General features: G+C 34.4%; 9 protein-coding genes. 1 reads left to right on the top strand and 8 read right to left on the bottom strand.

From position 1 onward, the window contains the following. Positions 1–19 precede the first annotated feature (19 nt). Positions 20–1,294 (bottom strand): glycoside hydrolase family 27 protein, encoded by a 1,275-nt coding sequence (locus tag ACZ42G_RS03300; RefSeq protein WP_274892353.1) that lies wholly within the window; start codon positions 1,292–1,294, stop codon positions 20–22. Between the two features lie 294 nt (positions 1,295–1,588). On the opposite strand from ACZ42G_RS03300, the gene ACZ42G_RS03295 reads away from it, so the two are divergent. Next, positions 1,589–1,987, top strand: coding sequence for a transposase (locus tag ACZ42G_RS03295; RefSeq protein ID WP_274892352.1), 399 nt, complete (start codon positions 1,589–1,591; stop codon positions 1,985–1,987). Positions 1,988–2,229: 242 nt separating this feature from the next. Here the strand turns inward: ACZ42G_RS03295 and ACZ42G_RS03290 are convergent, their stop codons facing one another. The 7 genes from ACZ42G_RS03290 to ACZ42G_RS03260 all read right to left on the bottom strand — a co-directional run bounded on the left by ACZ42G_RS03290 (position 2,230) and on the right by ACZ42G_RS03260 (position 13,111). Beyond that, a complete protein-coding gene (locus tag ACZ42G_RS03290; RefSeq protein ID WP_274892351.1) occupies positions 2,230–3,663 on the bottom strand; it encodes a GH39 family glycosyl hydrolase in 1,434 nt (477 codons plus the stop codon). Positions 3,664–3,959: 296 nt separating this feature from the next. Beyond that, on the bottom strand, positions 3,960–6,197 hold the full coding sequence (locus ACZ42G_RS03285) for a glycoside hydrolase family 95 protein (protein ID WP_464851386.1): 2,238 nt from the start codon (positions 6,195–6,197) through the stop codon (positions 3,960–3,962). Positions 6,198–6,311: 114 nt separating this feature from the next. After that, positions 6,312–7,484 (bottom strand): serine hydrolase domain-containing protein, encoded by a 1,173-nt coding sequence (locus ACZ42G_RS03280; RefSeq protein WP_274892349.1) that lies wholly within the window; start codon positions 7,482–7,484, stop codon positions 6,312–6,314. A 44-nt stretch (positions 7,485–7,528) separates the two neighbouring features. Then, positions 7,529–8,434 (bottom strand): carbohydrate ABC transporter permease, encoded by a 906-nt coding sequence (locus ACZ42G_RS03275; protein ID WP_085113010.1) that lies wholly within the window; start codon positions 8,432–8,434, stop codon positions 7,529–7,531. Positions 8,435–8,465: 31 nt separating this feature from the next. Next, on the bottom strand, positions 8,466–9,443 hold the full coding sequence (locus tag ACZ42G_RS03270; RefSeq protein WP_143588989.1) for an ABC transporter permease: 978 nt from the start codon (positions 9,441–9,443) through the stop codon (positions 8,466–8,468). 93 nt (positions 9,444–9,536) lie between these two features. Continuing rightward, positions 9,537–11,216, bottom strand: a complete 1,680-nt coding sequence (locus ACZ42G_RS03265) for an ABC transporter substrate-binding protein (protein ID WP_464851385.1) — start codon at positions 11,214–11,216, stop codon at positions 9,537–9,539. A gap of 410 nt (positions 11,217–11,626) precedes the next feature. Further along, positions 11,627–13,111 (bottom strand): alpha-N-arabinofuranosidase, encoded by a 1,485-nt coding sequence (locus ACZ42G_RS03260; protein ID WP_464851384.1) that lies wholly within the window; start codon positions 13,109–13,111, stop codon positions 11,627–11,629. Positions 13,112–13,453: the final 342 nt, after the last annotated feature.

Here is a 13,453-nt window from a genome sequence, read left to right as displayed (position 1 = left end):
AAAAATAATCATTTTTAATTTATTTCTTTATAAGCTTAAGAAGTCTCACTCCATGGGATGGAATTTCTAAATTCATGTTTTGATTTACTATTCCAATAACCTGATGCCTCCATAAATCTCTAACTAAGTAATCACCTGATGGAATATCTGCTTTATTTAATTGGAAAACTAAATTGCTTATAATTGGTCCAATATTAAAAATTGCAAGATAATAACTACCATCTTCATCCAATGCTGACCATACAATATATTGTCCATAACGCAAAACTTGACGTCCTGAATGAGAATGTTTAAGTGCCCTAAGTACTTCTTCATTAGTTAATATAGAAAGAGTCCATTCATCGTTATCTCTCAACTCACAGCCAACCATAAGTGGAGAACGGAATATACACCATAATGTCATTAATGTCATTTGTTCATCTTTTGTAAAGCGAGTCCATCGATCACCTAAGCCATGCTCACATGATCTAATGCCTATATGCCCTATTGGCAACATATCAGCATCTGGCCAATGTCCTGGTCCCACATATTTGCTCCATTGGTTACATCTTTCAAATGTATTATACAAATCATCCCATCTATCCCAAAAGTCTCCTGATATTCTCCACATATTAGCATACTGCTTTAAATGATCAGCATATTCTAATAACGCTGGACCTGGTGATAAACTTAATACCATTTCTCTACCACATTTATCTATAGCATTTCGAATTAGTTCTACTTCTCCACTATGATATTGCTCATACCCTATATCTGAATAAGCTATATCATCAACTTTAACATAATCTACTCCCCAATCAGCATACAATTTAAAAAGAGAGTCATAATATTGTTGTGCACCTTCCTTAGTAGGATCAACTCCATACATATCTGTATTCCATGAACAAATAGAATTCATATGTGCAATTTCCCTTGCTTTTACTTCTGTCCCATATATCGGTGTATTAGCATGAACAGCTTGTCTTGGAATACCTCTCATTATATGTATGCCAAACTTTAGTCCAAGATCATGAATATAGTCTGCTAATGGTTTAAAACCTTTCCCATTTTTTGAACTAGGAAATCTGTTGGGAGCAGGAATTAAACGCGAATATTCATCCATTTGTAATGGAACAAAAGGTCTATAAATTGAATTCTTTGCTCCTGGCTCATACCATTGTATGTCAACGACAACATACTCCCATCCACATTCTTTCATATGATTTGCCATATATTCAGCATTCCCTTTTACCTCATCTTCTGTAACACTTGCGCCATAACAATCCCAACTATTCCAGCCCATTGGCGGTGTCATAGCAACTTTATCATTAATTTTTAATACCCCCTATATTTTTTTAGACTATTGCCAAACCCCAAAAAACTCTAAAATATTGATGTTTCGCATTATATTTTCAAAGGCTTTCCCCCGCTTTTATTGAATTAATATATAGACTTGTGCATATCTCAAAAGCCTTGATTTAAGCTATTTTTAAGATATGCTTTTTTCTTATCACCCTAAAAATTTTTATCTGATATGTGGGATTTCATTACTTTTATGTCGAACTACTGTATTATTAACATCATTAAACATTAAAGGAGGAAACCCTATATGTACCAGCTTCAACAAGTTTTGAACATTATTGACCCTTTTACTTCTAAGCTTAAAATTGATTTTTATACTTCTTTATTTAGTAATCTTGATCTATCTTCTATTCCTGAATTCCCGCCTTCTAAATTTGGTCCTACGGATTATTCTCGTCACGCTCTCTTTAGAGCCATCATTGTTATAAAAGCTGAAAAATTCGGCGAAATCTCTGATCTCATTGATTATCTTAGTAATAATCTTATTATTGCTCATCTATGCGGCTTTGATATTACTAAAAGGATTGTAAACTTTGTGTTCATACTGTTTCTAATGATTCTTCTAATAAAAATTATGAGTTTTATTGAGGATATAAAAATCACATTATTATTGATTGTTTGTCTGGTCTTCCTATTGCTGAAGTAACTACTACTTATTTCATATTCAGCAGCGATTTCATTAAACGTTTTTTCTTCTCTATACCTATAATACAATTTATGCTCTTTGTTCTGGTGTAAAATTTCTTCTTTTATTCATAACTATATTCCAACTTATTTTTGCATTTTTGTCCGTCTAGTTTTCTTACTTGCAGCAAATAAATTATTCTTTAAAAAATAGTAACTTTTATCATAAATTATATGAAATTTTCAATAAACTCAAGATTTATTTTAAAACTCAATAGTAATTGCAGTAACACCATGTTTAGGCTGAAAAAGTTTTATAATTTTTTTGTCTCCTTCGTTAGAAATTCCCACGCATTCTTTTTCCAACTTCGACTTATTAATAAGTTTTTTAATCATATCCTGATCTAGATACTCAAGTGAACCCATTTTAATCCACTCTTTCTTTGGATTTGCATGATCTTCATCTATCCTTTCTGCATATGCGCACTTCCATCTATCCAAACCTCTGATTTCTATACTAACCTCCACATCTTCTATAGGATTTAATGGCATATTATGGTTATATATAAATAACATAAGCTTTTTATCATCAATTACAGCAGAAAGCTCAACAAGAGAATCTTTTTCTTGATTTACAGTAAGCAATTTATTTCCCGTTCGATGTAAAAGTTCAAAAGCCCTATATGTCGGTTTTGGTATGCCATAAATGTTTAAAAGGCCAAATCCACCATGATAAGGCATTGAAGATTGAGGCAATTCTTCAAAGATGTCTGAAAATGTCCAAAAAGAATATATATCTACAAGCCCAACATTATCAAATATTGACTTAACTACAAAGGCAGCTGCAAAAGGCTCATCGTGATAAATATCTCTGCAACTTGGAGAACTATTCCACTCAGTATAAAACAAAGGATAATCTCCAGCTTCTTTTCTGGCTTTTTCAGCCCTTATTTTAGTAATCCCACGAGGAGCTTTAGCCAATGCCTCTTCCATATTAAGACCATGTCCTAAAGGTTCATCGGTTGGATAATGATGTGTGGATATAAAATCTAATGGAACATTTTCGGTACTGCAAAAATTAATTAAGTCTGGTATCCATTCATCACAGGCTGTGGCCGGTCCACCTACCTTCAAATTCTTGTAAACTTTTTTAATAGCATGTGCAGTTGTCTTATACAACTTAAAGTATTCTTCCTTCGTACCGGACCAAAACATTTTAAGATTAGGTTCGTTCCAAACTTCAAAATACCATTTTTCAACTTCTTCAATGCCATATCTGTCTACAAGATGTCTAGCCAGTGCTTCTATTAAATTTCCCCATTCCTTGTAATCTTTGGGGGGTGTTATATTGCCTTTATAATGAAAAACTGTTTCTTCACCAGATGCCAATGCTTCAGGCATAAAGCTCAATTCAACTAATGGCTTCATATCAATACTTAAAAGAAAATCAAATATTGAATCTATATTAAAAAATGAATAAATATACTTACCATCTTCTTTTGAGCATACACTCATATCATCATTTAATAATCCGTGAAACCTCACATATTTAAATCCCAACTCTTCTTTAACTTTTCTTAATTGAATTCTCCAATCCTCTCTAAGTGCTGTTGCCGCATGGCAACTTCCAACACACTCTTCAAAATAATGTGGAAAGTCAATTTTATCACTATTTAAATCAACAATAAATTTTTTCATGCTTAAGAACACCCTTTCTTTATTTCTATATTTCCTATTTTTCAAAATACTCCGCTATATGATATAAAGCACATATAATAGGTTTGAGTTCACATCAAAAGCCATAAGCAATGTATTATAATAATTTTTTTATCCCACCAACATTTAGTAACTAATATTTACCTTTTAGTTCTCTAACTTTGCAAAGCCATATTTGTTGATATAATAAGTAAACTAGCAATTAGTATTTAAAGAATTCTTTCCATCAATTTATTTGTAAAATATTTTCTAATCATTTCTAAAAGCAACATTCTTCTTCAATAAATTTCATGAAGCTGATCATCAATGACAACAAAACTATTAGCTTCAATATCAACTAATGTTTTTAAATTTCTATACCGTATGGTATATTTTCCCGAACAAGACGCCTTCAATCGTGCCTTAGTAAGCTTCCCTTGCTCCCATTCAATGTCCACCTCTATTCCTCCTCGAGCACGTAAACCTTTTACATACCCATCTGACCACGCCGATGGTAATGCAGGAAGAAGGCTTATCCATCCCGCATGACTTTGCAATAGCATCTCGGCAATCCCAGCTGTACCTCCGAAATTCCCATCAATCTGGAATGGAGGGTGATTGCAGAAAAGGTTAGGTAATGTAGAACTTTTCAATAGCTCAAGTAAATTTTCATACGCCTTTTGACCATCATCCAACCTCGCCCACAGATTAATAATCCACGCCCTGCTCCAGCCGGTATACCCGCTGCCATGGGCAAGCCGCCTCTCTAATGTAACCTTTGCCGCTTGAGCAAGTTCAGGTGTAGTCGTATTTGTAATAAGATTACCAGGATATAATGCAAACAAATGTGAAATATGTCGATGCCCTGGCTCAGCTTCCTCGTAATCCTCTAACCATTCCATAATCTGGCCGAATTTTCCGATCTGTAGTGCTGGAAGTTTTCTCAACATTGTCCTAATGGTATCGGTAAATTCATCTGAAATACCCAGAATATTAGCTGCTTTAATACAGCAAGCAAAAAGAAGTTGCAAAATTTGGCTGTCCATTGAAGGACCAGCACAGAGAGATCCTTTTTCTCCGGTTGGAAGGATATAAGTATTTTCAGGCGACACTGAAGGGCATGTAACAAGTATGCCCTTCGAATCTTCCACGAGGAAATCAACAAAAAACTCCGCAGCTTCTTTCATTGTGGGATAAACTTTTTGCAGGAATTCAACATCCTGACTAAACTCATAATGATCCCACAGATGCAAACAGAGCCAGGCTGCTCCTATTGGCCAATATGTCGCAGGAACAAAGATATCCTGCGGCGCGGTGTCAGCCCAGATGTCGGTATTATGGTGAGCAGTAAACCCTCGACAACCATACATCTCTCTGGCGGTCTTTCGTCCTGATACTCTCATACGTTCAATATGGTCAAATAACGGCAAATGGCATTCGGCCAGGTTGCATACCTCGGCAGGCCAATAATTCATCTGTGTGTTAATATTAATCGTATACTTGCTATCCCACGGCGGCGTCATGTCCTTGCACCAAATGCCTTGCAAATTTGCAGGCAATGTCCCTGGCCTGCTACAAGAGAGAAGCAGATAACGTCCAAATTGAAAGTAAATACTGATCAACCCCAAATCTTCGAAACCAGCTTTTAACCGTTCCAGACGCTCGTCGATAGGAATCTTATCAAATTCACACTCTTGTTCCGTGCAGCAAAGTTTTAGCTCTACCCTATTAAAAAATGATGAGTAGTCCTTTATATGATTTTCTAACAATTCAGCATATGGTTTCTGGGACGCATTCGCCAATTGCTGCAAACACATCACTTGATAATCTTCATGTCTAAATGATGTTGCACAAGCAATAAATATCGTAACAGCATCTGCTTTTTCAACAATAAGATTCTCCCCTATTGTATAAGTAGTACCTCCTTCAGCCACTGCACGAACCAATGTACGAAAGCGAACAGCTTTACCACCACCGCAACTTACATCCATAAAAATAGTATCTGAAGACAATCGCCCAACTGCATCGAGATACCTACCTCTGCGCAAACATGCGGTAAATGAGATACCGCCATGCGTATCCGATGTGATTCTCACAACTATAACTTGATCGACTGCACTAGCAAAGTATTCGCGAATATAATTTGCAGAACCTAAAGTATATCGTACTTTTGCAACAGCATTCTGCAAATCGAGTTCTCGTACATATTCTTTTACTTCTTCGTCTGGATGGGTAAAGTAAAGATAAAGATCCCCCATAGTTTGATATGGGCGCTGGCTTTCGGGTGTACCAGAAAGTGCAAGCTTTGCCAACTTTTCTGCCTCAGAAATCTTACCACTAAATATCAATTCCCTTATCTTAGGTAAATATTTAATGGCATCAGGATTATTCCTATCAATAGGTTCCCCATACCAAATGCTATCCTCATTCAATTGAAAGTGTTCTTTTTCAATTGTTCCGAAAACCATGGCACCCAAGCGCCCATTACCAATAGGAATTGCCTCATTCCAATCCCTTGCAGGATTTCTGTACCACAATCTTCTCAATATCATCACGCTTCTAACAAAATTAAATTTTTATCCTTCCGTCCTATGCGTTTTTCCATTTTTCAGTTGGTAAACATCTCTATTGTTTCAATATATTCCGTCACATTATACCAAGCAACCATTTGCAACTGCTCTTACACGTAAATGATGGTACACTTCCATATTAGGAATCATTTGATGCATATAAACCATTGAAAATCTTTCGCTTGGATCGATTGTGACATAAGTCCCAAGTGCTCCAGTCCACCCAAATTCTCCAATTGAACCATTAGAATTGCCTTCAGCAGGATTCATTAAAGTTCTAACTCCCAAACCATATCCATATCCAGCCAAATAAGGATTATTAAAATTAAAGTCTTTTAGCTGTCGTTCATTTAACTGGTTTGCCCTCATCAAATCTATAGTTTTTCTACCGATGATCCTTTGTCCATTGTAGCATCCATCATTTGCAAGCATTTGTGAAAACTTTAAATAGTCCCTTACTGTAGAATAAAGACCCGCACCTCCAGATTCATAAATAGCATCAGGCTGATGATACTCATCAAATATCCCCGAAGCCTTCTCTAATGTTCCATCTTCATTCTTCTTATAGCAAGAAACCATTCTTTCTTCAATGTCATCGTGGAAACGGTATCCTGTACTATCCATACCCAAGGGACCAAATATCTCATCATATAAAAACTTTCCTACAGATTTCCCAGATATTACTTGAATTAACCCCGCAATTATATCATGTCCATATCCATATAGCCAATGAGTACCTGGCTCGAAAGCAATTGGGACTGAACCCATCGCTTTAACTTCTGTTACAATATCATATTTCCCATACTTCTCGCTTAACTCTTTTTTTATTCTTCTCATTTCATTTGCCGTCGGTGAATCATCTAAAAATGGATACGGCATTCCTACCGCCATAGTAAAAGCATGCTTGATTAACATAGGATTCTTTGCTCTCTCCACATGCACATTCCCATTAGAATCTGTAACAAATACCTTAGTATCTTTGTACTCTGGAAAATATTCGTAAATTGGCTCATGTAATAAGAACTTTCCTCTTTCAAAAAGTATCAAAGCAGCAGTACAGATTATTACCTTAGTCATAGAAAAAATACGGAAAACACTGTCTTCAGTTATATGTGTTTTCTTATCTAAATCAGAATACCCAAAATATCCTTCATACAAAATTTTTCCATCCTTTGCAATTGCACAACCACATCCTGGAAGTCCATCATCTACAAATTTTTTTAACAGATTAGATAAATCATCAAATTTGGCCATAACATTTTTTCACCCTTTCAGGATTTATATAAATCAAAAACATATTAACCCTTAACACTGCCAATAGTTAAACCCTTCACAAAATACTTCTGCAAGAATGGATAAACCATCATAATTGGAACAACCGCTACTATCGTCATAGCTGCTCTTATGCTTTCTGGGGTAACTGTATTGGAATTGTTTCTTAGTCCCATATCAAATGATGCTTGCTGTGTAAACTGCTGAGTCGACTGCAAAACTTTCTGCAATTCATACTGTAATGTGCTTAAATTTGGATTCATTGAACAAAAAAGCATTGTATCAAACCATGAATTCCATTGTCCAACTGCAACAAAAAGCGTTATCGTCGCTAATACTGGTACACTAAGTGGAAATATGATAGAAAATATTATTCTTAGTTCGCTTGCACCATCTAATTTCGCTGATTCTACAAGACTAGCTGGTAAACCATCAATATAGCTTCTTACAACCATTATATTCCATGCACTTACTATCCCTGGCAAGATGTAAACCCAAAAATTGTTCATAAGATGTAAGTCTCTGATCAACAAGTAATATGGAATTAAGCCACTTGTAAAATACATTGAATAAGTAAAAATTTTCGAAACGATTCCTCTTAAAACAAAATCCCTTCTGCTTATGGCATATGCGACTATTATGCTTGCAATAACATTTAAAACAGAACCTATGATAGCTCTTAATGCAGAGATTATCGTTGCATTGTAAATCTCAGAATCATTTAAAATTGAAACGTAATTAAAAGTCGTAAATTTCCTTGGAAACAGATAAATTCCACCTCTCACTGTATCTATAGCATCGTTAAATGAAACTGCTAATACATGTACAAATGGATACAGGGTGACTATTATTACAATCGTGAGAATAATGTAATTGATTGTGTCAAATACAATGTCTTCTGTACTCAACCTTATTCTATTATTTCTAGCCACTTTATAACCTCCTGAAATTTTGTAAATTAGATTAAAATGCACTTTCACCACTAAGTGCCTTCGATATTCTATTTGCTAATGTAACCATTGCTAAAGAAACAACTGAGTTAAATATACCGGCTGCTGTCGCAAATGAAAATCTCCCCATTGGTATACCATAATTGTATACATACAATTCCAATGTCTGTGAGTAGTCTATAACCATCGGATTTGATAATAGAAATACTTGTTCAAATCCTGCGTTTAATATCCATCCTGCATTTAATATTAAAAGTATTTTTATGGTTGGCACTATTGATGGTAATGTTATGGAGAAAATCCTTCTTATTCTGCCTGCTCCATCTATACTTGCCGCCTCATATAACTCACTGTCTATGGCAGTCATTGCCGCCAGGTAAATTATTGAATTCCATCCAACTTCTTTCCACATATCTGAAAGCGCCATCAAGGGCCAGAAAAGATGTGGAACTCCTATAAAGTTTATAGACTGCTTTATAATGTGAAATTTTAGAAGTAGTTGATTTATAACTCCATCTGGTGATAAGACATCAAGGACGATACTTGCTGCAACAACCCATGAAACGAAATGAGGCAAATATGATATAGTTTGCACCGTCTTTTTGAATTTCACATTTCTAACTTCATTTATCAGAATCGCCAATGTTATTGAAGAAAAAAATCCAAGAAAATATTTTAAAATACTAATTCCTAACGTATTTCGTATTGATTGATAAAAAGTTGGATCTTCAAACAACATTTTGAAATTTTCAAGTCCGACCCAAGGAGATTGGTTTATTCCAACAGCTGGATTAAAATTTTTAAATGCTATTATCCATCCCCACAACGGCACATAGCTAAATATAATCAGCAATACAAGAAACGGTATTACAATCAATACCAGTTCCTTTTGCTGAGCTAATTTTCTAAAAAACTTCTTTCTCTTGTCTTTTTTATCATTTACCATCTTTTCTTCTGATAAAACTTCTACTCTAGCATCTGTAACAGCCATGTTCAATCCTCCAAATAATATTTTAAGCGTAATGAAGTACGAAAATCGTACTTCATTACAAGATTTTTTAATTATTTTAATTATATTGATTTATTATTTCGCGCCCCAATGCTGTATTCTCCAATCAATTTGCTTCTGGATATATGGCACTTCAAGATCGTAATTGGCTTTCTGCATTTCAGAAACGTACTCTTTCCAAATGCTTTCAAACTGATCTGGTTTTGCTGGTATCATTTGTGCTACATATTTTCTTGTAAGGTCAGATGCTTTTTGGTTTGCAATCTTAATCTGCTGTTCACTATCCGGTATGCTTATATCGTATACAAAGCCATAAGGTGTTTCAATTGGTGGTGCCATCATTTGCGACAAATTGGTTATATTATATGCTTTTAATACTTCTTGTTCGTATGGTTTGTATGAACTTGCTATATATTCTGGAGTATCTTGCGGTGATGCAAAATTTCCATCTGCAAGTTTTTCACCGTCATTTGGATGTGGGAAATACCAATATTGTCCGATTCCTTCTTGTTTAGTATAATTGCTATCTTTATATTGAGTTAATTGGTCTGGTGTCATGTACATCTTTCCGTCTTTTACTGAATAATCTTTGCCTTCGATGCCCCAGTTTTCAAGCTTCAAAGCTTCATCGCTGCACATAGCATCTAAGAATTTGAATGCAGCAACAGGATCTTTGCAGCTCTTTGTTATAACAATGCCTGCACTATTTCCTGTCATATTCATGCTATTATAGTCTTCTTTTGTAACACCATCGAAGGTAACAGGCAAAGCAAAAGGTACTCTGTCATAAAGTTTTTGCTGTTCGAGTGAATTAATTGCATTTTGGATATCCCAACGTTGATCGTAAAATCCTAAAACTCTTCCTGATGAAATCAAAGATAGATATGAATCATAATTTCTAGTAAACATCTGCTTGTCAAGTATGCCTTTGTTCCATTCTTCGTTCAACTTCTTGTAGTAATCATGTGCCCATTGGCTTATTGCAAATGGATGTGCTTTATTGTTTTCATCAACCCATACATCGCCTGTATTTGCATTTCCAGCTAAGTAACTCGGAACACCAGTTAACGTAAATATCTTCCAACTGTCAGTAAGAGCAGTAAATCCTATTACTGGCTGTCCATTATATGTCGGATGCTTTTTAACATAATCTTCGATTATATTAAAATACTGATCAAGCGTTAATTTCTTAGGCCATCCAGCATCTCTTAAAACCTCTAATGGAAGATAGAAACCAGAATATGGATATAGGTATTGTGCTTTTCTTGCCGGTGTCAAATAATAAATATGTCCATCTTTTGGGTCTCTCATCTTGTTTAAATCTTCTTGAGAATACCATCTTTTAATGTTTGTTCCGTATTTGTCGATCAAATCATCAAGAGGCACTAGATCATTAGCTTCTCTAAAAAGTTCAAATGTGTTATTACTTGCCACAATTAAATCAGGCAAATCGCCACCACTTATCATAAGTGTCGCTTTTGATGTTTCATCTGTACCAACAAGATAACTTACTTGTAAATTAACACCTGTTAAATCAGAAAGCTTTTTCCAGACAGGTGTTTTTGTATAGTCATATGGCGTAGCTGTTGATGTATCGTAGAAAAGTGTGAATGTCTTCTTTTCTTTAGTATTATTGCTAGATGTGTTTTTGCTTGTATTATTGCTGGTTGTTTTTGTGTTACTGCAGCCTGTCAAAAGAGCTGAGATAACCATTACAATCGTCAGAATTAAAATAAATAATTTTTTCCCTTTCATCATTTCCCCTCCTAACAAAATAAATTTAATATCTTAAAATTTTTTTTAAAACAATCACCTCTCTTTTTAATAAGTTTTAGACTTGTGCACATCTCAATAGCTTTGATTTAGGCTATTTTTAAGATATGCTTTTTTCTGATCACCGTAAATTTTTATCTGATATGTAGGATTCCATGCTTTCTATGTCAAATTAGTATCTTGATAACATTATTAAGCATTAAACCCTACATATATCAGCATCAACAAGTTTTTAATATTATTTTTGTCTTTATCAGATTAAATTAATTTAACTTTATGTTTTTAGTTTTTAACGTAAATTTATGTTAATATCCTCAAAAATTTTACTTTGTATGGATTTTCATCGCTTATGTTTTTATAGCTTTTACAATATTTCAATTTCAAATTTTCCATTACCCATCAATTTCTACCCCTACAATCGCCATCTTAGGCATTGTTACGACTATCTTATTTTCAGCAATTTTAATACCGTCAAATTCTTTGGGTACAACTTTATTAGGATTGTCAAAAGTATTATGTGCATTCATTTCATCAGCAGTTAATATTGTCCCTGTTACTTTGTTTACATTTGCTCCTCTAAGTTCACACTCCACTGTTATTGATTCTTTAGGACTTAGATTGCACAGAGAAATATGAATTTTCCCACTATCATCAGTAGAAACAGTTGCTGTCACTTGAGGTATGCTTTCTTCTGAATCTACCATATATTCAGGTGTATCAATATTAAAATCTAATAATTCTGCATCTTGATGAACCTTATACATGTCAAATACATGATATGTCGGTGTGAGTACCATTTGAGGCCCATCTGTAAGAATAACGGCTTGTAAAACATTTACGGTCTGTGCTATATTAGCCATTTTGACTCTATCGCAATGCTTATTAAATATGTTAAAGTGAATGCCTGCAACTAGAGCATCTCTCATTGTATTTTGTTGATACAAGAACCCAGGGTTTGTACCAGGCTCTACATCGTACCATGTGCCCCATTCATCTACAACTAACGCAACACTTTTTTCAAAATCATATTTATCCATTATCGTAGAGTGTTTTGTTATTAATTCATCCATGTACAACGCTTTCTTCATGGTGATAAACCATTCTTCTTCGTCAAAATTAGTAGCTGATCCTTTTCTTTCCCATGTGCCTGGTACTGTATAGTAATGCAAGCTAAGACCATCCATAAACTTTCCAGCTTCTCTCATCAACACTTCTGTCCAATTATAATCGTTTGTATTGGGTCCACAAGCAATCTTAAATATCTTATTGCTGCCAAAATTCCTTACATATGTGGAATATCTTCTATATACATCAGCATAATATTCTGGACGCATATTACCACCGCAGCCCCAGCTTTCATTGCCAACACCGAAGTATTTAAGCTTCCACGGTTCTTTTCTACCATTTGAAGCTCTCAAATTTGCCATTGGCGACTCTCCATCAAATGTCATGTATTCTATCCATTCTCTCATCTCTTGGACTGTACCACTGCCTACATTACCGCAAATATATGGCTCTGCATTCAAAAGATCGCATAATTCAAAAAACTCATGTGTACCAAAATGATTGTTTTCGATTACACCGCCCCAATGTACATTGATCATCTTTGGTCTTGATTCGTAAGGTCCTATGCCATCTTTCCAATGGTATTCATCCGCAAAACATCCACCAGGCCATCTCAACACAGGTATTTTAATCTTCTTTAATGCTTCAACGACGTCTTTTCTGATTCCATCTATATTGGGTATCTCTGAATCTTTTCCAACCCAAAATCCACCATAAATACATCTTCCTAAATGCTCTGCAAAATGGCCGTAAATATTTTTACTGATCTTGCCTTTTTTATTATCCGCATTGATAACGATTTTGGCTAACATATAAATGCTCCTTTAATATAAAGTTTACTTTTATCGAATAACCGCAATACTTATCTATACATTTGACATTATGATTTTGATTTATACGTACATCTCATATTAATATATATTCTACATGTTTTTTAAAATTCCTCCTTCTATTTTAAAATTTTTTTAAAAAAATTTTTATGCTAACATATTCCCTTAGATTATCAGTCATTTTAAGGCAATTCTTTTTACGTGCTTATAAATTGTATGTGATTTTATTATTGTACGTACATCTTAATATATTATATTCGACGTCATTTTTAAAATTCCTTCTTTGATTTTAAAAATTTTTTATGAAAATAAAATAAAAGGTTT

Source organism: Thermoanaerobacterium calidifontis (assembly GCF_055381745.1).
Note: the sequence above shows the minus strand (reverse complement) of the source record. Positions and strands in the feature narration are given on the sequence as shown.

Bases quoted from the DNA above. Each gene is read 5' to 3' on its own strand.
- ACZ42G_RS03300 (WP_274892353.1), bottom strand. From the start codon at position 1,294: ATGACACCGCCAATGGGCTGGAATAGTTGGGATTGTTATGGCGCAAGT.
- ACZ42G_RS03295 (WP_274892352.1), top strand. From the start codon at position 1,589: ATGTACCAGCTTCAACAAGTTTTGAACATTATTGACCCTTTTACTTCT.
- ACZ42G_RS03290 (WP_274892351.1), bottom strand. From the start codon at position 3,663: ATGAAAAAATTTATTGTTGATTTAAATAGTGATAAAATTGACTTTCCA.
- ACZ42G_RS03280 (WP_274892349.1), bottom strand. From the start codon at position 7,484: ATGGCCAAATTTGATGATTTATCTAATCTGTTAAAAAAATTTGTAGAT.
- ACZ42G_RS03270 (WP_143588989.1), bottom strand. From the start codon at position 9,443: ATGGCTGTTACAGATGCTAGAGTAGAAGTTTTATCAGAAGAAAAGATG.
- ACZ42G_RS03265 (WP_464851385.1), bottom strand. From the start codon at position 11,216: ATGAAAGGGAAAAAATTATTTATTTTAATTCTGACGATTGTAATGGTT.
- ACZ42G_RS03260 (WP_464851384.1), bottom strand. From the start codon at position 13,111: ATGTTAGCCAAAATCGTTATCAATGCGGATAATAAAAAAGGCAAGATC.